This is a genomic window from Sphingopyxis chilensis, from assembly GCF_035930445.1.
GTDB lineage: Bacteria > Pseudomonadota > Alphaproteobacteria > Sphingomonadales > Sphingomonadaceae > Sphingopyxis > Sphingopyxis chilensis.
In genome coordinates, this window is sequence record NZ_CP142394.1 from 1,296,350 (window position 1) to 1,316,342 (window position 19,993).

The window sequence follows — 19,993 nt, forward strand, 5'->3', positions numbered from 1 at the left end:
AGCCCATGTTGACGGCAAATAATGACGAAGAGGAGAGAGTGATGACGGGCGCGACGAGCCTCGGAGATGCGGCAAGCGGCGTTGCGGACGCTTATGTCGAAGGTCCCGGCGATAGCCCGTTGCTGGAAATCACGATCGGCGAAGCGCTGCGCCAGGCCGCATCGGACTGGCCGCAAGCTGATGCGCTCATATCGAGCGCCGAGGGTGTGCGCTGGTCCTTCGCGGACTTCGACGCACGCGTCGACCGGCTGGCGGCGGGCCTCCTGCATCTGGGGCTGCGGTGCGGCGACCGCGTGGCGATCTGGGCACCCAATTGCGCGGCCTGGACCCTGCTGCAATTTGCGACGGCGCGCGCCGGACTGGTCTTCGTCACCTTCAACACCGCCTATCGCCGGCAGGAACTCGCGCATGTGCTGGCGCTCTCGCAGGCCCGCGCGCTGGTCAGCGTCAAGGGGTTCAAGGACATCGATTATGCCGAGGAACTGGCACAGATCGAGGCGCCCGCGCTGGAATGGCGTATCATGCTGGACGAACCGGCTCCCGAGGGATGGCTGCGGTTTGACGATATATCGTCGGGCGACCTGGCGATCCTGGACGATGTCGCCCCCGACCCGCGCGACGCCGTCAATATCCAGTTCACCAGCGGCACGACGGGGCGGCCGAAAGGCGTCACGCTCTCGCACCGCAACATCCTCAACAATGGCGCGGCGGTCGGCGTTCGCGCGGGGCTGCGCGCGGGCGACCGGCTCTGCATTCCCGTCCCGCTCTATCATTGCTTCGGCATGGTGATGGGAAATCTCGCCTGCGTGACGCACGGTGCGGCGATGGTCTATCCCGCGCCGGGCTTCGACCCGGTGGCCAGCCTTCGCAGCATCGCGAATGAGCGATGCACCCATTGCTACGGCGTGCCGACGATGTTCATCGCGATGCTCGCCGTGCCGGACTTCGGCGCCTATGACCTCGGCTCGCTGCGGGGCGGGATCATGGCGGGCGCGACCTGCCCGGTGGAGGTCATGCGGCGCGTGATCGATCGCATGCATATGGGCGATATCACCATCGCCTATGGAATGACCGAGACCAGCCCCGTCAGCACCCAGACCCTCCCCGACGATCCGCTCGAGGCGCGGATCGAAACGGTGGGCCGGGTGATGCCGCATCTTGAGGTCAAGATCGTCGACGAAGCGGGGCGCACCGTGCCGCGCGGGGTCGAAGGCGAATTGTGCACGCGCGGCTATTCGGTGATGAGCGGCTATTGGAACGATCCGGAGGCCACCGCCAACGCGATCGATGCCGACGGCTTTATGCACTCGGGCGACCTCGCGTCGATCGACGGCGAGGGATTTGTCCGCATCACCGGCCGCGCGAAGGACATGATCATTCGCGGCGGGGAAAATATCAGCCCGCGCGAAATCGAGGAATATCTCTACAGCCATCCCGACGTGACCGATGTCGCCGTCATCGGCGTGAGCGACCCGAAGTTGGGCGAGGCCGTATGCGCGTGGATCGTTCGGGCGCCGGGATCGGCGCTCGGTGCCGCGGACGTCGCGGCCTATTGCAAGGGACAATTGGCGCATTTCAAGACGCCCGCGATCGTCCGCTTCGTGGACGCCTTGCCGATGACGCCGTCGGGCAAGGTCCAGAAATATCTGATGCGGACCGCCGAGCGCGACCGCTCGCAATGAGCGCGGGCGCGCCGGATCCGAAAGAAATGGGAGACATATCGGTGAGAAGGATGACCATGGTCGGGGCAATATCGGGCGTTCTCCAGTGAGCGCGCCTGCAATCGATCCCGAAATGGTCGCGATCGCGGCGGCGCTGGCCGGCGGCTCGGGTCCGAGCATCCTGAGCGGCGAGGTCGCCCCGATCCGGGCGCTGCTCTCGCAGCTTTCGCCCAAGGGCGGGCCCGAGATGGTCCGTGTCGAGGATTGTGACATCGGCGGCGTTCCGGTCCGCGTCTACACGCCGCAAGAAGCCGCGCGCGGCACGATCATCCTCTTTCACGGCGGCGGCTGGACGGTCGGCAGCGTTGCCGACTACGACCATTTCGCACGCTCGCTTGCCGAGTTGACCGGGCACGATGTCGTATCGGTGGAATATCGGCTGGCCCCGGAAAATCCCTTTCCCGCGGCGGTCGAGGACGCCTGGGCGGTGGTCGGCGAGATCGAGGCCGACGGCCCGCTGTTCCTGCTCGGCGACAGCGCCGGCGGCAATCTCGCCGCGGTAACGGCGCAGATCGCGCGCGATCGCGGCGCCCCCCGGATCGACGGGCAGATATTGATCTATCCCTCGGTCGCCGGCGATGTAGACGGGGCTTCGATGCACGCCTTCGTGCCGCCCTTGATGGGGCGGGACGAAATCGCGGCCTATTATGATCTTTATGTTCCCGATCGCGCCGACCGCTCGGACATCCGCTTCGCGCCGCTGGCGGGACGGCTCGAAAATCTCCCGCCCGCGCTCGTCGTCACGGCGGGGCAGGACTTGTTCGCCGACGAGGGCGCCCGCTATGCGGATGCGCTCGCGCAGGCGGGCGTGCCGGTTGTCCGGCACGAGGAGCCCGGTGCCTTCCACGCCTTCCTGACCCTGTTTCCGGCCACCCAGGCGTCCGCGCGCAGCCGCGCGGCGATCGGCGACTTCATCGCCGGAGCCGGGAAGGGAGCGCGCGAATGACCGAAGCGGTGGCGGCGGTGGTGCGCGAGCCCGGCGGCGCGTTCACCCTCGAGACGATCGAGGTCGAAGCACCGCGCGCGGGCGAAGTGCGCGTGGCGATAGCTGGCGTCGGCCTTTGTCATACCGATCTCATCTTCCGCGACCAGTTCGCACCGTTCGCGCTGCCGGGCATCCTCGGCCATGAAGGCGCCGGGGTGATCGAGGCGATCGGCGAAGGCGTCGAAGGGCTGAGCGTGGGCGACGCGGTCGTCGTCGGCTTTTCGAGCTGCGGTGCCTGCCCGCGCTGCGTCGAGCATCTGCCGAGCTATTGCCAGAATTTTGTCCCGCTGAACTATGCGGGGATGCGGCTCGACGATGGGTCGACGGCTTATGCCAAGGGCGACGAACGCGTCACCTCGCATTTCTTCGGCCAGTCCTCCTTCTCGGCGCTCACCGTGACGCGCGCACGCAACGTCGTGAAAGTCGATACGTCGGAGGTCGCGCTCGAACTGCTCGGGCCGCTCGGCTGCGGTTTCCAGACGGGCGCGGGCGGGGTGATGAACTCGCTCGCCTGTCCGGCGGGATCGAGTATCGCGATCTTCGGCGGCGGCCCGGTCGGGCTCGCGGCGGTGATGGGCGCGGTGATCCAGGGTTGCGCGACGATCATTCTTGTCGAACCGATCGCGGCGCGGCGCAATATCGGACAAGAGCTTGGTGCGACGCATGTCATCGACCCCGCCGAGGCGGGCGAGCTTGCCGCGGCGCTCCGCGCGATCGTCCCCGCCGGCCTCGACTTTGCGTTCGACACCAGCGGCGTCGTCCCCGTCATCGAGGCGGGGCTTGCGGCGCTCGGCAGCCATGGCGCGATCGGCCTCGTCGGGGTGCCGTCGAAAGCCGACGCCGCGCTCAATATCCGGATCACCGCGCTGATGACGCCCGGGCACCGGATCATCGGGATCATCGAGGGCGACAGCGATCCGCAAAGCTTCATCCCCGAACTGATCGCGCATCACGCCGCCGGGCGTTTTCCCTTCGATCGGCTCATCAAGACCTTCCCCCTCGACCAGATCAACGAAGCGGTCGCGGCACAGGCGCGCGGCGAATGCATCAAGGTCGTGCTGATCCCCTGAAACACAGACAAGCGGAGAGTGACGATGGAATTCGACTGCGACTATGCGATGCTGATCGGCGGCAGGCTCGACGGAGGCAGCGCGCGTTTCGACGTGCTCAACCCGGCGACCGAGCAGGTCATCGGCAGTGCCCCCGATGCGAGCAAGGATGACCTCGATCGCGCCATCGCTGCGGCGCGCGCCGCCTTTCCGGACTGGGCCGCAACGCCGATCGCCGAGCGCAAGGCGGCGCTCAATGCGATGGGACGGGCGGTTATGGCAGAAGCGGACGCGCTCAAGCGCCTGCTCACCGCCGAGCAGGGCAAGCCGCACGCCGAGGCTGCGGGCGAGATCATGGGAGCGGGCTATTGGCTGATGGGCGCCGCCAGCCTCGACATGCCGGTGACGGTCAACGAGGACAGCGCCGAGCGCTATAGCGAGACGCGGCACGTGCCGCTCGGCGTGGTCGGGGCGATTTCGCCGTGGAACTTTCCGCTGCTGCTCGCGATGTTCAAGGTCGGCCCCGCGCTGCTCGCGGGCAATACGATGGTGCTCAAGCCCTCGCCGTTCACGCCGCTCTCGACGCTGAAGTTCGGCGAGTTGGTGAAGGATCTGCTGCCGCCAGGCGTGCTCAACATCATCAGCGGCGGCGATGCGCTTGGCCCCTGGATGACGAGCCATCCAGGCTTCGACAAGATCAGCTTCACCGGATCGACCGCGACCGGCCGCCGCGTGATGGAATCGGCGGCGCCGACGCTGAAGCGCGTGACACTCGAACTCGGCGGCAATGATGCCGCGATCGTCATGCCCGATGTCGATGTCGAGAAAGTCGCCGAGGAATTGTTCTGGGCCGCCTTCCGCAACAACGGCCAGATCTGCGTCGCAACCAAGCGCATGTATGTGCACCGCGACATCTACGAGCCGCTGAAGGATGCGCTCGTCGCTTATGCCAGCACGGTGAAGGTCGGCGATGGCTCGGAGCAGGGGACGCAGATCGGCCCGATCAACAATGCCGCGCAATACGCCCGCGTTCTCGAGCTGATCGAGGATGCCAGGGACAAGGGCTATACATTTCTTGTCGGCGGCGAGGCGGCCGATGTGCCCGGTTATTTCATCCCGGTCACCATCCTCGACAACCCGCCCGAGGACAGCCGCATCGTCCAGGAAGAGCAGTTCGGCCCCGTCCTGCCGCTGATCAAGTTCGACGACTTCGACGATGTCGTCGCGCGCGCCAATGCCAGCGAATATGGTCTCGGCGGCTCGGTCTGGGGCCGCGACGAGGACAAAGCGTTCGCGATCGCAGAGCGCATCGCGAGCGGCACCGTCTGGGTCAACGAAACCCAGCATCTCTCTCCGACGGCGGCCTTCGGCGGCATGAAGCAGTCGGGCGTCGGCGTCGAGGGCGGGCTCGATGGCCTCCTCGAATATACCAATGCCCAGACGATCGTGCGGCGGAAGAAAACGGCGGCTTGACGTCGTCGCTATCGATCCCGGTCCACGATTTTCCCGCGCACGCGGGGGCATAGCGCATTTCACGGAGATCGTCCGCACAAGCCTCGCAGCGCGGCTGTTTCTGTGGAGACGCCGGGATTGCCGGGCTCCTCGCGGAGCCAGCGGGCCCGGCAAGGCGAGGCCGGAAGCGAAGGGCCCTTGGTCAGCCGTTCAAAGTCGCCTGCCGGCCCCGATCCGCTATCTCGTCCTAAAGCAATCCCGGGGCCAAGGGCGCGCGAGTGACGGACGCATTGCGCCGCAGCGGCATGGCGCTGCGGCGCGCTATTTGCTGTTTAAGGGTGCGTTTTCATACGCGATCTCTGATGGCCCAGCGCGATGCGAGCATGAAGTGCCAGCCGGCCCACACCAGGCTGATGCAAGACGCGAGGAGTGCATAGCGAAGGCTCTCGACACCTTGCGTCGGCGCGAGAAGGTCGCTGAGCAAGCCGATGCTGTAGGGACCGAGGCCAAGCCCGATCATTGCCGATGTGAACAGCGCGACGGCAACCGCGGTTCCCCGGCGCCAGGGCTCGGCGAAGCTTTGCAGCGCGGACAGCGCGACGCCGCTCGTCGAAAGCGACAGCGCGACCCCTGCCGTCAGCAGCACGACGCAAAGCTTCCAGTCGGTCGCAAGGAAAGCCGCGGCAAAGGCCGGGGCAGAGGCGCTATAGCCCGCGGCCGGGATCCAGAGTTCCCATCGATGATCGCGGCGCATCAGATAGGATGTCAGCGCGCCGACGCCGATGACGCCGATGATCCCGCCCGTGCCATGCGAGAGCCCGGACCAGAAGCCCGCGACCTGGAGGTCGAGTTCCATCGAGCGTATGAGGAACGTGGTTTGCCACTGTCCGATCCCGTAGATGCCGAACGAGCTGATGCCGAGGCCGAGGTTGAGATGCAGGAAGGCGCGGCGGCGAAGAAGGATCGCGAGCGACGCCCAGAGACTTTCCTTGGTGGCTTGCCCCACTTCGGCCGACTCATGGGTGGGCTCGGGCAACATGAGCAGCAGGACCACGAGCGGCAGGCTGGCAAGGCCCGCGACCATCAGCGCGGCGCGCCATCCATAGGAATGGGCGATCGCCCCCGCGACCATCAGTCCGATGCTCACCCCGGCGATCCCCCCGGCCTGGAAGAGGCTGATCCCGATGGCACGTCGATGGGCCGGGAAATAATCTCCGATCAGCGAATGCGCCGCGGGCGCGCATCCGGCTTCGCCGATACCGACGCCGACGCGCGCCATGAAGACCTGGGTGAAATTCCGCGCAAGGCCGGTCGTGAAGGTCATGATGCTCCAGAAGCCGAGGCAGACCGCGAGAAGGCGCGTGCGATTCGTGCGGTCGGCGAGGCGGCCGAGCGGAATGCCCATCGTGGCATAGACCACCGCGAAGGCGACGCCCGAGAGCAGGCCGAGCTCCGAATCCGAGAGGCCGAGCTCGTGCTTCATCGGCTCGAGCACCACGGCGAGGACCATGCGGTCCATATAGTTGAAGAAGCTCACCATCGTCAGCACGGCAACGGCGAATATGGCGGTTCGTCCGCCATAGGCAGGCGCGCTTTGAGTGCCCGTCAGATCTCTCATCCTCATACCCCTTTGCCGCGATCCTTCGTCGCGGGCTCGGCGGCGATACTAGGATTAGCGGATGGGCCGATGCAAGTGATTTTGGAATCCGTATTGATTCCTGATTCAGAATCGCGTATCAAAAATGGGCGTGAAGGTTACGGGCGGAGAAGGTGGCGCAGGCCAAGGCCTCCCAGCCCGGGAAAATCGCGACGGTCCGAAGAGGCCGATTTGATAATAGACAAAGGGAAATGGGAGGTAGGCATGTCTAAAAGGGCGAAGCTTCGTTTGCAGGAAAAGCTGGTTTTTGCGGGGGCGGCGGCTGCGGTCGCGCTCGTCGGCGCAGCACCGGCTTATGCACAATCGAGCGATAATCAGGAAACATCATCGATTCCAGAAGGTCAGCGCGACAGTCAGGACATCGTCGTGACGGCTCAGAAGCGCGCGTCGCGCCTGGCGGACGTTCCGGCGGCGATCTCGGCCTTCAGCGGCGCTTATATCGAGGAGCGCGGGGTTAGCGATTTCGAAGGGATCGTCGAACAGACGCCCGGCGTCAGCATCACGTCCGATTTCGGCGGCAGCGCGTCCAAGGTCATCTCGGTGCGCGGTCTCGGCGGCAGCGACGATTATCGCCCGAACGGCAGTTCGTCGGCGGCGTTGCACCTCGACGATGTCTACCAGACGTCCAACCTCTTTCTATCACTTCCTTTCTTCGACGTCGAACGCGTCGAAGTGCTGAAGGGCCCACAGGGCACGCTCTATGGCCGCAACAGCACCGCGGGCGTGATCAACGTCATCACCCGCGATCCGGGCAAGGATTTGAACGGATATGGGACGGCTGAGTTCGGCAGCTACGGGCGATATCGCGTCGAGGCCGCGGTCGGCGGCGCGCTCACGGACGATATCTCGGCGCGCATCGCCGTGGTCGGCGATTGGGGCGGCGGTTATATGAACGGCAAGGGCGCTGGCTCGTTCGCCGGCAGGCAGTTTTTTGCCGGCACGCCGGCCATTCCCGATCCGGGCGCGCGCGACGGATGGGGCGACCGCGACATGATGGCGATCCGCGGCACGCTGCTCTGGAACATGCCTACCGACGGCAGGCTCAAGCTCAAGGTGTTCACGAGCCGCGATCAGGGCGAGAATCAGGTTTCGGACAGCGTTCAGGGTGTCTCGAACAACGGCTTCCTCGAGCCCGATGATGATCCCTACACCTTCTATTCGTCCTTCTATGCCACGCGCGACATCCGGATGACCGGCGGGTCGCTCAATTACGAGCAGCCGCTTACGGATGATATCACCTTCACGACGGTCCTTGGCTATCAACGTGGCAAGCGCTCCGTGAATGGCACCACCGGCGGCCCGTTCCGGGCGTTCGATTATGATTTCAGCGACCGCGTGACCCAGAAGTCGATCGAGGCCCGTCTCGCGGGCGACATCGGCCCGGCGAACTGGGTTGTCGGCGTTTACGGGGTCAACGACACGGTCGATTTCCTGACCGACCTCGACGAGACCGACTCCGCCGCGTCGATCGTTCGCACCAACTATAGGCAAACACGCAAGAGCCGTGCTGTGTTCGGTCAGGTCGACTGGCCGATCACCGACAAGTTCACGGTGACCGGCGGTCTTCGCTATACCGACGACAAGGCCCGCTTCGCAGGATCGACGATCGATCTCAATCCTTATGGCGTTTCGGTGGCCCCCGCGCGCTTTCCCGCAATACCGGTGTTCTTCGACAACAAGACGAGCGACAATAATCTCTCGGGACGGCTGACGCTGTCTTACAAGCCCATCGACGAGGTCAAGATCTATGCCTCCTATGGCACGGGCTACAAGGCGGGCGGTTTCGACGGATCGTCGATCTTCAGCCCGGTGGAAGCACTGCCGCTCCGGCCTGAAAAGGTCAAAGCCTATGAAGCGGGGCTGAAGGTTTCGACCGATGGCCGCTTCTACGCCTCGGTCGACGCCTTCTACTATGATCTGTCCGAATTGCAGGCGTTCACGCAGCTTCCGCCTCCGGCCGGCTCGCCGCCGGGGACGACTACGCCGAACATTCGCATCAACGTCGGCAAATCGGTCCTCTACGGCGTCGATTTGCAGGTCGGGTTCAATCTGATCGACAATGACCTGCACAGCCTGCGTTTCGAGGCGGGCGGCACGCTGCTCGACAGCCGGATCACCGACTTCATCGGCACACCTGCGCAGGTGGCGGCGAATCTCGGCAACGATCTTCCGGCCGCGCCGCACAAGACCGGCAACGCATCGCTCGTTCACAAGCTTCAGCTTGGTGGCGGGCTGGAGTTCACGACGACGTTGGATGCGCGCCACAAGAGCGCCGAATTCAAACGTCTGAGCAATGTGGCTTCGTCGCGGGTGCCCTCCTATACGCTGTTCGGCTTGCGCGGCGAACTGTCGTCGGATGCCGGCTGGTCGGTATTTGCCTATGTTCGCAATCTCACCGACGAGGTTTATGCGGTCGACCGCAACGGGCCTCAGCGGCTGGTTGGATCGCCGCGGCTCTTCGGCGGCGGCGTGCGGTACGAATTCTAGAGCGCGGCCGGTTTTGAGGAAAACAGGACCGATGCTCCAGCAGATTATTTAATGAGGTTTTCAGAGTCGTCCGGCGTTCCGCCGGGCGGCTCTGAAGGCGTTTTGGGAAGGCGGATATCATGTCGATCAAACATATTGTGCTTACGCTGCTTGCCGTGCTCGGCGCGTCGCAGGCGGCGGCGCAGGCCGAGGACGGAAAATTCACGATCGCGGTCGTCCCCGACACCCAATATTATACCGACTATCGCCACCAGACCGAGGAAGGCTTCCCGTTCGATGCGCGCGAACTTTTCTTCGACCAGATGCAATATATCGCCGCCAACGCGGAGTCCGAGGGCGGCGATATCGCTTTCGCCACAGCGCTGGGCGATGTTTGGCAGCATGCAAGCCAGCGCATGACGCCCGAATATGCGGCGAAGGGTCACAAGCATGTCGACAGCTTCATCACGAACCTGCCGCAAATCTATCCCGACCAGCGCGTGCTAACGGTCGAAATGCCGACGGCGCGCAAGGGCTATGAAATGATTTCCGGCAAGCTTCCCTTCTCGGTCGTCCCCGGCAATCATGACTATGATTCCAACTGGTCCGATTCACGCTATCCCGAGGGCAAGGACGGATTTCCCTACGGCATGCTCGCTTATGGCGGCCTCAAGAACTGGAACTCGGTGTTCGGTGCGGACACGCCCTTCTTCAAGAAGAAGCCCTGGTATGTGGACAGCTTCAATGGCGGCGCCAACAGCGCGCAGGTCTTCGAGGCGGGCGGATTTCGCTTCCTGCATATCGGCTTCGAGATGGCGCCGTCGGACGAGGTGCTCAAATGGGCCGAAGGCGTGATCAAGCGCTATCCTGGCGTTCCGACGATCGTCAGCACGCACAGCTATCTCAATCCCGCCGCCGAGCGGAAGGAAATCGCCGCGGTCGACTTCAAGGCGGTCGATCCGGTGCACAACAACCCGCAGGATGTCTGGGACAAGTTTCTGTCGCAGAACGACCAGATCTTTCTCATGCTCAGCGCTCATCAATATGGGCAGTCGCGCCGCGTCGACCTCAACAAGTTCGGTCACAAGGTCTACCAGGTGATGTCGGACTATCAGGGGCGGCGGCAGTCGTTCGTGACCGCGGCGCCGGCGCGCGCGGCCGAACGCGAGACGATCGGCGACGGTTGGATGCGGCTGATGAAATTCGACCTGTCGGGCGAACAGGCGAGCGTGCGCGTGAGCACGATTTCGACCTATTACAAGACGACGGCGTCCAAGCTCCCGACCTATTCGGCCTTCTACAAGGAGAAGGAAAAGCCGACGGCAACCGACGAGGAATTCGTCGCCTCCGACGAGTTCACAATCGATCTCGACGATTTCTACAGCCGCTTCGCCTCGGCCCGGGTCAAGGGCAAGGGCAAGCGCAAGTGATGGCCGCTCTTTCCGCTTGAGGCCCGGCAGCGAACGGCTTTCGCGAAAACCCGTTCCAGCTCTGGCGCCAACGGCGCGGCGAGGCGGCCCGAGAAGGGGGCGGAGCCCCGATTGGCCCCACAGTCACCGGGGCTCCGAGGGTCATCGCCGGACAATCGGTCGTCCGGCGATGACCTGTAATGCTTGGAGTTGAATGGCCCCGGCAAAAGGCAGGACTGAGGATGGCTGATCGTTTGGCAGCGGGAGCGGACGGCTCCCACATCACCTATTGCCGCCTTTGCGAGGCGCAATGCGGCCTCGTGGCGGAAGTCCGGGACGGGGTGATCGTCAAGGTCGGACCCGACCGGGCGCACCCCGTTTCCGAGGGCCATCTGTGCGTCAAGGGGCCGGGCATGGTCTCGATCACCTATGACCCTGACCGCGTCCTCGCGCCGCTGAAGCGCACGGGCGGCCCGGGCGAATTTACACCCGTGAGCTGGGACGAGGCGCTGGGCGACATCGCGGCGCGGCTGAAGACGGTGCTCGATCGCGACGGTGGCGGCGCTGTTGGCGTCTATGCCGGCAATCCCGCGTCCTTTGCGACGCTCCATTACAGCTATGCAAGCTCGTTCGGGCGGGCGCTTGGACCCGCGAAGATTTTCAATGCGCTCCATGTCGACACCGGCGCTAAGAATCTGGCGCAGGAGCTTCTGTTCGGAAGCCCGGTGCACTGGACCTTTCCCGACCTCGAGGAGTGCGATTTCCTGATCTTGCTCGGTGCGAACCCGATGGTGTCGCACATGTCGATCATCTCGGAGCCGCGGGCGCTGCACAAATTGCAGGCGATCCACGAGCGGGGCGGGGTGGTCGTCGTCGATCCGCGCCGCACTGAGACCGCGAGGCGCTTCGAGCATGTCGCCGTCCGTCCCGACAGCGACGCTTGGCTGCTCGCCGCGATGCTCAATCATATTTTCGCGCGGGAACTGGAAGCCCGCGAACTGCTCGAGACGCGCACCGCCGGCTGGACCGATCTGCGCGCGGCGCTACGTCCCCTCACGCCCGAGGTGGCCGCCGGGCGCTGCGGCATCGCGCCCGGGACGATCCGCGACCTTGCGGAGCGCTTTGTTCGCGCGCGCACATCCGCCTGCTACGGACGGGTCGGAACCAATCGCGGCCGCTACTCGACGCTCACCAATATTCTCATCGAATCGCTGAACGTCGTCGCGGGCCGGTTCGGCCAGCCCGGCGGCTGGGTGACGGGCATATCGCCGATCGCGAACCCCGACGTCCCGACACCCTTTCCGCCCTATGGCGCGCAGCGCTCGCGCATCGGCAATTTCCCGCTGATCCTGAACTATACGCCCGGCGGCACGCTGGCGGACGAGATCACGACGCCAGGGCAGGGGCGGATGAAGGCCCTGTTCGTCGACTGCGGTAATCCCGTCCACTCCTATCCCGAGGGCGACAAGACGGCGGCGGCATTGGAGGAGCTCGAACTGCTCGTCTCGATCGACTTCTACATGACGGAGACATCGCGGCACGCCGACTATATCCTGCCCGCCATGACCTTCTACGAGCGCGAGGATCTGACCGACCTCTGGGTCACCAACGCGGTGCGGCCCTGGGTGCAATATACGCCGCCGGTCATCGGGCCGCGCGGCGAGGCGCGGCTCGAATCTGACGTCTATGACGAAATCCTCGAACGGCTCGGCTTGCCGGGCCTGTTCGCGGCGCTGGGTACAAGCGAGACGCCGCGCCCCGGGCTGATGGAGGCTGCCGACACGCTGCTGCGCATGGGCGCCTATGGCGACAGGTTCGGGACGAAGCCCGAAGGCTTGTCGATCGCGAGGCTGCGCGAGGAATTTCCCCACGGCGCGCGCGTCGCCGACCGGGTGGACGCTGCCGCATCATGGACGCGCGTGCGAACGGAGAACGGCCGCGTGCGGCTGTGGCACGAGGTCACCGACGCCGAACTCGAGCGGCTTCTCGCCGAGCGGGCGCAAGAGGGCGCGGACACGCTCTATCTCTTCGGCCGCCGCAAACTCGGTTCGCTGAACAGCTGGATGCACAATGTCGAGCGGCTTGTTCGCTCGGAAAAGCCGACGCTGCTGATGCATCCCGACGATGCCCGCGATCGCCAGATCGCCAACGGAGCGCGCGTGCGCATCAGCACGGCCATTGCCTCGCTTGAGGTCGAAGCCGAGATCAGCGAGGATGTCGTACGTGGTTCGGTGAACTATCCGCACGGATGGGGGCACAAGGGCGGCTGGCGGCGCGCCGCCGAATTGCCCGGCGTCAACATCAACCTGCTCGCTTCGGCGCGGCCAGGGGATTTCGAGCAGGTATCGGGAATGGCGCATCTCGACGGCATCGCGGTCACCGTAACCCCCGCCTGAGAGGCCGCGCCGCCGGGCATCGATCGGCCGGCCGGACGCGACGCGCGGCCGGCGGTCGCGCCTGGTACCGGACAGGCTCAGCTTTTGGCCGCGGCCGATGCTTCGAGAAGCGCGCGGAAAAACTCCTCGGTCTGACGCTTCTGCAATGCGAAGGCGTCGTCGATCGAGGGGCTGTCACGATTGAGGAGGCGCTCGAGGGCGAGGCCGCGAACGGCCGCGGTCATCTGGATGATGGCAAGGCCCGCGGCGCGGCGATCGGTCAGGCCCATCTCCTTGAATTCCTCCCCGAGCAATTGCCGCTCGATGAGCTGGCGGGTGCGGCCGACCCGGGACAGGCGTTCGGAAAGCTCTGGGTCGCCGCGCGCGCCGAGCATGACTTCGACCATCGCGAGCGCTTTGGGCTTCTTGTAGAGTTCCCAGACATGATCGACCCGGGCCATGATGCGCGGCAGGCCGTATGGGAACTTGCGGACATAGCTCACCGTTTCCTCGCGCATCTCGTCGAGTAGATGCTCGACAAGGTCGGCGAAAAGGGTCGCCTTGCTCTGGAATTGTTTCATCAAGGCGCCGCGGCTCACGCCGGCGCGCTTGGCGACCGCGAGCGTACTCGCGCCGGCATATCCCGTCTCGTGCAGGCACTCGACCGCGGCGGCGAGCACCCGGCTGCGCGTGTTCTCACGCCGGACGCTATGAGGGCCGCGCGCTCCCCGCCCGCTTTTGGGCGGCGGGCTCGGTTTGACGTCTATTATATCTTCCACCTGGTTGACCATCGAATAGGATTGACCTTCTTCGCTAGCTTCTTTCCCAGATATTGGCAACGGAAGGCCGGGCCGGGGCGGTTTGGAGGGCGCGCTCAAATCTGCCGCCCGGCGCTGCGCCAATAAGGTTCCCTGAGTTTCCCCTTGAACACCTTGCCCGAATCCTCGCGCGGGAGTTCGGTCTCGAAGATAATCGCCCGGGGAACCTTGTATCCGGTGAGCCGTGTGCGAAGGATCCGCTGCACCTCATCGGGGTCGATCGTCACCGAGACCTCGGGCTGGATGATGGCGAGCAGGCTCTCGCCGAACGCCTCGTCGGGCACCCCGATGACTGCGCAGTCGACGACGCCGGGGATCGCCATGATCTCGGCTTCGATTTCGGCGGGATAGATATTCACGCCGCCCGAAATGATCACATCCGAGTTGCGGCCGGTGAGGAACAGATATCCCTCCGCGTCGAGATAGCCGACATCGCCGAGCGTGATGAGGCCGCCTCGTTCGGCGTTCCGGCGTTTGGTGTCGTCGCCGACATAGGTGAAGTCGGGAAAATGCGCGCGCCGACCATAGACCTGCCCCGCGACGCCGGGCGGGCATGGCGCCCCGGCAGCATCGAGGACCGTCAAATAGGCATCGTCCAGAACGCGCCCGACCGTGCCGGGATGCGAAAGCCATTCCTCGGGACCGCAGAAGGTGAGCGCGCCGGTTTCGGTCCCGCCATAATGTTCGAAGATGACGGGCCCCCACCAGTCGATCATCGCTTTCTTGAGATGCGGCGAACAGGGCGCCGCGCCATGCATGACGAAGCGGAGGCTCGACAGGTCGTGGCGCTCGCGAACCTCCTGCGGAAGCTTGAGCAGCAGCGCGAACATCGTCGGAACGACGAGCAGATGCGTCACCTTCTCGGCTTCGATCGTCGCGAGAAGCCGCTCCGCATCGAACCTCGTGTCGATCACCACGCTAGCGCCGCAGCGCAGGAAGAAGCTCGACCAGGCATTGGGCGCCGCATGGTAGAGCGGCCCCGGGGTCATCGCGACCATTGCCTCGCCGCGTTCTAGAAAGCCCTGCGCGCCATAGACATGCGCATAATGCGCGAAATTGGCCTTTGTCTCTTCCGCCGTGGGCGCGGCGCGGCGGACCGCCTTCGGGCGCCCGGTGGTCCCCGACGTGTAGATCATCGAGCCGACGGGCGGCGCCGGAGGCGAGGTGTCGGGCGCGAAGCCGGCGATCCATTCGGCCCATGGCGGGAGCTCGCCGACCGTTTCCAAGAGCGGGGCATCGGCTTCGGGAGCCGCGCATGCGGCGACCGGGAGGCCGGCGGGAAGCGCGGCCGCGACCGCGCCCAGCAGGTCGGCGTGGCCGAGAAGCAGCCGGGCCTGCGAATTGTCCGCGATATAGCCGACCTCGGCCGGCGAACTGTGCCAGTTGATCGGCGTCAGATAGGCGCCGATATGCTGCGCCGCGAGCGAGAGTTCGATAAAGGGATAATCATTTCGCAGCAGCGTCGCCACCGCATCGCCGCTGCCGATGCCGAGCGACTTCAGCGCCGCCGCTGCCCTGAGCCCTCGCTCGCGCACGTCGCCGACAGCACGGCGCGCTGTGCCGATGCGTAGCCACGGGGCCGGTATGGCGTCTTGTTCAGGGTCGTGGATGGTCATCTTTCCTGCTCCCAGGTTGCGCTCGACGGCGGCCGGCAGATCCGGACGCTGGCGCACATGCTATCACTGCATGATTTAGGAACATTTATGACCCCTTATGTCGGGTCGATCAACTGAAAAGTTTGGGGATCCGTCAGCCGAATGGTTGCAAGTGGCAACATGGTTTTTATCTAGGCAGCGGAAAATAAAGGATATTAATTCTGGTATAAGGCGCTGTGGCTTGAGGTCGCCATATGTCCTTCAGGTCAGTTCGGGAATCATCATTGACTCTAAAAAATCATCCCCATATGATAGTCGAAACGGAGCATCGGCGTCTGCCGGGCATCCGGTCCGGACGCATGTCCGCAACATAAAATCGACAGGGGAGATGAGGGTGTTCAAGGTCGGCAAGCTCTTTCACATGACGCAGGTCGTCGAAAACCTCGACGCTGCGGATTTGTGGTATAACCGCCTCTTCTCGCCCTGTCGTTTCTACCGGGCGCTGATGCCCGAAGCCTTTCGGGACGCCTCTCTCCTCGCGATCAGCGACCTTGTCATCGAACCCGTCGAGATTGCCACGAACCTTCCCGGTGTCGAGCGCTCGCCACTGGCGCGCTTCAAGGCGCGCTACGGCAACCGGCTCCATTCGGTCGCCTGGTATGTCGACAACCTCGAGGGCGCTTTCGAGGCCTGCCGCGAGCGGGGCGTGCGCATGACCGACGTCACCGGCCGCAGCGTCGAGGATCTCGATCATGTCGGCCAGATCAAATATTTTTGGACCCACCCTGCCGATACCCACGGCATGGTCGAGTTCGCTCGCCTGAAACCCGAGTATACGATCGATCCGCGCGCGCAGCCCTTCTGGTCTTCGGCCTATTGGCGCGATGAGCATCCGCTCGGCCTCACGGGCCAGATGACCATCGTGACGGCCGTGCGCGACGTTGCCGCGGCGTCCGAGACCTATCAGGGCCTCATGGGCGGCGTCGAGGTTCCGACCGCCTGGAGCGACGGGCGCCGCGCCTTTCAGGTCGGTGACGACACGATCGTCGAGCTCGTGGCGAGCAATTCGCCCGAGCTCGGCGGGTTCGGCGATGGCGTCTTCGGCATGGCCTTTCATGTCGCCGACCTCGCGGCGGCGGAAATCTTCTTGAAGGAGCTGGCGCTCCCCTATCGCCGCGGCGCGAACGGATCGCTCATTGTCGATCCCGAGCATGCGCTGGGGGCCACGGTCGGATTCGAGCAGGCTAGGGAGAAAGCATAATGAGTTATCAGGCCCGCGCTGCGGTGCTCCGCGAATATGGCGGTGATGTTACGATCGAGACGATCGAGGTCGACGAGCCCGCCGACAATGAGGTTCTTGTCCGGACCGCGGCGTGCGGCGTGTGTCACAGCGATCTGCATTTCAAACAAGGTGCAATGCCCCATTTCCCCGTTCCTACCGTGATGGGGCATGAGGCGGCGGGCGTCGTCGAGAAGGTCGGGAAGAATGTACGGGACTTGCAGCCCGGCGATCATGTCGTCGCGTGCAACACCATCTATTGTGGCACCTGCAAGCAGTGCCTCTATGGCCGGCCGCATCTGTGCCTCGATCGCATGGGCCCCGCCGCGCGGCGACCCAAAGGGTCTTCGCCTCGCCTGTCGGCGAACGGCGAGAAGCTGATCCCGTTCACCGATCTTGGCGGTTTCGCCGAGCTCATGCTCCTGCCCGAACGCGCGGTGGTGAAGATCGACAAGGATATTCCGCTCGATCGCGCCGCGCTCATCGGGTGCGCGATCCTGACCGGCGTCGGTGCGGCGCTCAACACCGCGAAGATCGAACCCGGGTCGCGCGTCGCGGTATTCGGTTGCGGCGGCATCGGCGCCTCGATCATCCAGGGCGCGCGGATCGCCGGCGCGCGCGAGATTTTCGCCGTCGACATCGTCGACAGCAAGCTTGAACAGGCGAAAGGCTTCGGCGCGACGACCACGATCGATTCGTCGAAGACCAATCCGGTATCGGCGATCCGCGACCAATGCGGCGGTGTCGATTATGCTTTCGATGCAGTCGGAAGCACCGACCTGCTCTGCAAATGCTTCTCCTCGCTCGGACCCCGCGGCACCGCGGTGCTTGTCGGCGCCATTCCCGCGGGCGAAAAGCTTGAGATCGAGGCGCGCGGCTTCCTCGGCGGCGAACGGAGCATCACCGGCTCGATGATGGGCTCGAACCGCTTCAAGCTCGACGTGCCTTATTATCTCGATCTCTATCGCCAGGGGCGTCTCGACCTCGACAGCATGATCAGTGCGCGCCGGCCGCTGGACGAACTGAATGATGCGTTCACGGTGATGGAGGGCGGCGCGGCCCTTCGCACGGTGATCACCTTTTAAGAGGGCAGGGTCCCAATCGGGTAAGGCGGGTGAGGTAGATTGATGGCAAGTCAAATCGTCAGCGGCGATCGTTTTGTTTCGGGCGAGGCGTTGCTCGAGCGCGCCGGGCGGGCCGCATCGGGGTTGGAGTCGCTCGGGGTCGGCAAGGGCGACACCGTCGCCCTGATTTTGCGCAACGACATCGCCTTTCTCGAAGCGAGCGTCGCGGTGGGGCTCCTCGGAGCCTATCCCGTTGCGGTAAACTGGCATTTCAGTATCGCCGAAGCGGCCTATGTGCTCGGCGACTGCAGCGCCAAGGCCGTGATCATCCATGCTGACCTCTATGAGGGGCTGGCCGCCGCGATACCCGAAACGGCCGCCGCTATCGTCGTCGACACGCCGCCCGAAATCGCGGCCGCCTATGGCCTTGGCGAGGCTCCGGTGGCGGCGCCCGGCGAGCGCCGCTGGGATGCCTGGCTCGGTGGCTTCGCGCCGCTGCAATCGGCGCAAGTCTCGCCCGGCACGATCATCTACACGTCCGGTACGACCGGCAAGCCCAAGGGCGTCCGCCGTGCGCCTGCGACCGCCGAACAGAGTGCCATAACCGAGGCGATTATCGCGGGCTCCTACGGGCTCAGCGCGTCGGACACGGGCGTCGTCAGCCTCGTCTCCGCGCCCATGTATCATTCGGCGCCCAACGCGCAGTCCCTGTTTTCGGTGCGGATCGGCGCCGACGTCATTCTGCAGCCCCGTTTCGATCCCGAAGACATGCTCGCGCTCATCGAGAAATGGCGGGTCACGCACCTCTATCTGGCGCCGATCATGTTCAACCGGCTGTTGCAGCTCCCGGCATCGGTGCGCGAGCGCTACGACGTCTCTTCGCTGCGTTTCGTGGTCCATGCTGCGGCACCGTGCCCGCAACATATCAAGCGCCAGATGATCGAATGGTGGGGCCCCGTCATTCACGAATTTTACGGCAGCACCGAAGTGCGCGCGGTCGCCGCCTGCACCGCGCATGAATGGCTGGAGCGCCCGGGAACGGTCGGACGCTCGCTCGCCGGGGCCGAGATCCAGATCGTCGACGCCGAGGGAAATGCCTTGCCGGTGGGCGAGGTCGGCGAAATCATCTGCGGTCATCCGACCGCGTCGGACTTCACCTATCAGGGCGACGACGGCAAGCGGCTGTCGATCGACCGCGCGGGCCTGATCGCGACCGGCGACATGGGCTATCTCGACGAGGCGGGCTATCTCTTCATCTGCGATCGCGCGACCGACATGATCATCTCGGGCGGCGTGAACATCTACCCCGCCGAGATCGAGGCGGCACTGGCGCGCGTGCCCGGCGTGCGCGACTGCGCCGTGTTCGGCATTCCCGACGACGAATATGGAGAGTCGGTGATGGCGGTGGTCCAGCCGATCGAAGGGCAGCAGCTCACGCCCGCGAGCCTCGCCGACGCGCTGCGCCGGGATATTGCAAGCTACAAGGTACCGCGGCGCTTCGAACTGGTCGGCGAACTGCCGCGCGAGGATTCGGGCAAGATCTTCAAGCGCAAGCTTCGCGCGCCCTATTGGGAAGCGGCCGGGCGCCGGATCTGACCGGTGGCCGCGGCGAAGCGCACGAAGGCGACGGAGAAGGCATGATGAGCAACAGGGCCATGGACGCAGACTTCGCGGTCATTCCGATCCGCGCCGCGGTACCGCGGCCGGCGCGGGAGGTCTGGGATCTCATCGGCGGCTTCTTCGATCTCGACAAGTGGCTCGACGTCGAATGCGCGCCCGTCGCCGGAAGCGGCGAGACGGGAAGCATCCGGATCATAAACGGGGCGGTGGTGGAGCCGCTGATCGGCGCCACGTCGCTGAGCTACACCTATGCGCAGACCGAGGGACCGATGGCGGCGCTCGGCTATCATGGCACGCTCGCCTGCGAGCCCGCGGACGAGGGCTCGAGCATGATTGTCTACACCCTCGCATATGACCAGTCGGCACTCGATCCGGACGAGCGGGCCGCGAGCCGGGCGCGGATCGAAAGCCGGTTTGGGGGCGCGGTCGAGGCAATGCGGCAATTTTGCCTGCCGAATTGAATATTCCGGAATGAAATCGGTCGAACGTCCGAGAGGAGAAGA

14 protein-coding genes are annotated in these 19,993 nt (G+C 64.8%); 11 read left to right on the forward strand and 3 right to left on the reverse strand.

Going from position 1 to position 19,993, the window contains the following annotated elements:
• Positions 1–41: 41 nt before the first annotated feature.
• From VSX79_RS05840 to VSX79_RS05855, 4 genes are all read left to right on the forward strand, one after another.
• Positions 42–1,682: an AMP-binding protein gene (locus VSX79_RS05840; protein ID WP_326914754.1), complete on the forward strand. Its 1,641-nt coding sequence runs from the start codon at positions 42–44 to the stop codon at positions 1,680–1,682.
• Between the two features lie 85 nt (positions 1,683–1,767).
• Positions 1,768–2,667 (forward strand): alpha/beta hydrolase, encoded by a 900-nt coding sequence (locus VSX79_RS05845; protein ID WP_326914755.1) that lies wholly within the window; start codon positions 1,768–1,770, stop codon positions 2,665–2,667.
• The gene (locus VSX79_RS05850; protein WP_326914756.1) at positions 2,664–3,776 is read left to right on the forward strand and encodes an NAD(P)-dependent alcohol dehydrogenase; all 1,113 of its coding nucleotides are present in this window, start codon (positions 2,664–2,666) and stop codon (positions 3,774–3,776) included. The genes VSX79_RS05845 and VSX79_RS05850 overlap by 4 nt, the downstream gene beginning before the upstream one ends.
• Before the next feature lie 24 nt (positions 3,777–3,800).
• Positions 3,801–5,228, forward strand: a complete 1,428-nt coding sequence (locus VSX79_RS05855; protein ID WP_326914757.1) for an aldehyde dehydrogenase family protein — start codon at positions 3,801–3,803, stop codon at positions 5,226–5,228.
• A gap of 325 nt (positions 5,229–5,553) precedes the next feature.
• Here VSX79_RS05855 and VSX79_RS05860 read toward each other — a convergent pair whose 3' ends face one another.
• Complete coding sequence (locus VSX79_RS05860; protein WP_326914758.1) at positions 5,554–6,825, reverse strand: spinster family MFS transporter; 1,272 nt, start codon at positions 6,823–6,825, stop codon at positions 5,554–5,556.
• Between the two features lie 69 nt (positions 6,826–6,894).
• Here VSX79_RS05860 and VSX79_RS05865 point away from each other — a divergent pair, with 69 nt between their 5' ends.
• The 3 genes from VSX79_RS05865 to VSX79_RS05875 all read left to right on the forward strand — a co-directional run bounded on the left by VSX79_RS05865 (position 6,895) and on the right by VSX79_RS05875 (position 13,135).
• Positions 6,895–9,351 carry a TonB-dependent receptor gene (locus VSX79_RS05865; protein WP_326914759.1) on the forward strand — a complete coding sequence of 819 codons (2,457 nt, stop codon included), beginning with the start codon at positions 6,895–6,897 and terminating at the stop codon, positions 9,349–9,351.
• A gap of 119 nt (positions 9,352–9,470) precedes the next feature.
• A complete protein-coding gene (locus VSX79_RS05870) occupies positions 9,471–10,760 on the forward strand; it encodes a metallophosphoesterase family protein (protein WP_326914760.1) in 1,290 nt (429 codons plus the stop codon).
• Between the two features lie 221 nt (positions 10,761–10,981).
• Positions 10,982–13,135 carry a molybdopterin-containing oxidoreductase family protein gene (locus VSX79_RS05875; protein ID WP_326914761.1) on the forward strand — a complete coding sequence of 718 codons (2,154 nt, stop codon included), beginning with the start codon at positions 10,982–10,984 and terminating at the stop codon, positions 13,133–13,135.
• 77 nt (positions 13,136–13,212) lie between these two features.
• On the opposite strand, the gene VSX79_RS05880 is transcribed toward VSX79_RS05875, so the two are convergent.
• Entirely contained in the window at positions 13,213–13,905 is a 693-nt protein-coding gene (locus tag VSX79_RS05880) for a TetR/AcrR family transcriptional regulator (protein WP_326914762.1), read from the reverse strand.
• A gap of 83 nt (positions 13,906–13,988) precedes the next feature.
• On the reverse strand, positions 13,989–15,548 hold the full coding sequence (locus tag VSX79_RS05885) for an AMP-binding protein (protein ID WP_326914763.1): 1,560 nt from the start codon (positions 15,546–15,548) through the stop codon (positions 13,989–13,991).
• Positions 15,549–15,921: 373 nt separating this feature from the next.
• Between VSX79_RS05885 and VSX79_RS05890 the strand changes: the two genes are divergently transcribed.
• Genes VSX79_RS05890 through VSX79_RS05905 form a run of 4 tightly spaced genes read left to right on the forward strand, consistent with a single transcriptional unit; the run spans position 15,922 to position 19,951 of the window.
• On the forward strand, positions 15,922–16,788 hold the full coding sequence (locus VSX79_RS05890) for a VOC family protein (RefSeq protein ID WP_326914764.1): 867 nt from the start codon (positions 15,922–15,924) through the stop codon (positions 16,786–16,788).
• Positions 16,788–17,891: a Zn-dependent alcohol dehydrogenase gene (locus tag VSX79_RS05895; protein WP_326914765.1), complete on the forward strand. Its 1,104-nt coding sequence runs from the start codon at positions 16,788–16,790 to the stop codon at positions 17,889–17,891. The genes VSX79_RS05890 and VSX79_RS05895 overlap by 1 nt, the downstream gene beginning before the upstream one ends.
• 42 nt (positions 17,892–17,933) lie before the next feature.
• Entirely contained in the window at positions 17,934–19,466 is a 1,533-nt protein-coding gene (locus tag VSX79_RS05900; protein ID WP_326914766.1) for an acyl-CoA synthetase, read from the forward strand.
• A gap of 44 nt (positions 19,467–19,510) precedes the next feature.
• Positions 19,511–19,951, forward strand: a complete 441-nt coding sequence (locus tag VSX79_RS05905; protein WP_326914767.1) for an SRPBCC family protein — start codon at positions 19,511–19,513, stop codon at positions 19,949–19,951.
• Positions 19,952–19,993 lie beyond the last annotated feature (42 nt).

Excerpts from the sequence above, each read along its gene's own strand:
- VSX79_RS05840 (WP_326914754.1), top strand. The coding sequence starts at position 42 with ATGACGGGCGCGACGAGCCTCGGAGATGCGGCAAGCGGCGTTGCGGAC.
- VSX79_RS05880 (WP_326914762.1), bottom strand. The coding sequence starts at position 13,905 with ATGGTCAACCAGGTGGAAGATATAATAGACGTCAAACCGAGCCCGCCG.
- VSX79_RS05870 (WP_326914760.1), top strand. The coding sequence starts at position 9,471 with ATGTCGATCAAACATATTGTGCTTACGCTGCTTGCCGTGCTCGGCGCG.
- VSX79_RS05850 (WP_326914756.1), top strand. The coding sequence starts at position 2,664 with ATGACCGAAGCGGTGGCGGCGGTGGTGCGCGAGCCCGGCGGCGCGTTC.
- VSX79_RS05875 (WP_326914761.1), top strand. The coding sequence starts at position 10,982 with ATGGCTGATCGTTTGGCAGCGGGAGCGGACGGCTCCCACATCACCTAT.
- VSX79_RS05900 (WP_326914766.1), top strand. The coding sequence starts at position 17,934 with ATGGCAAGTCAAATCGTCAGCGGCGATCGTTTTGTTTCGGGCGAGGCG.
- VSX79_RS05905 (WP_326914767.1), top strand. The coding sequence starts at position 19,511 with ATGAGCAACAGGGCCATGGACGCAGACTTCGCGGTCATTCCGATCCGC.
- VSX79_RS05855 (WP_326914757.1), top strand. The coding sequence starts at position 3,801 with ATGGAATTCGACTGCGACTATGCGATGCTGATCGGCGGCAGGCTCGAC.
- VSX79_RS05860 (WP_326914758.1), bottom strand. The coding sequence starts at position 6,825 with ATGAGAGATCTGACGGGCACTCAAAGCGCGCCTGCCTATGGCGGACGA.
- VSX79_RS05865 (WP_326914759.1), top strand. The coding sequence starts at position 6,895 with ATGCAAGTGATTTTGGAATCCGTATTGATTCCTGATTCAGAATCGCGT.
- VSX79_RS05885 (WP_326914763.1), bottom strand. The coding sequence starts at position 15,548 with ATGACCATCCACGACCCTGAACAAGACGCCATACCGGCCCCGTGGCTA.
- VSX79_RS05895 (WP_326914765.1), top strand. The coding sequence starts at position 16,788 with ATGAGTTATCAGGCCCGCGCTGCGGTGCTCCGCGAATATGGCGGTGAT.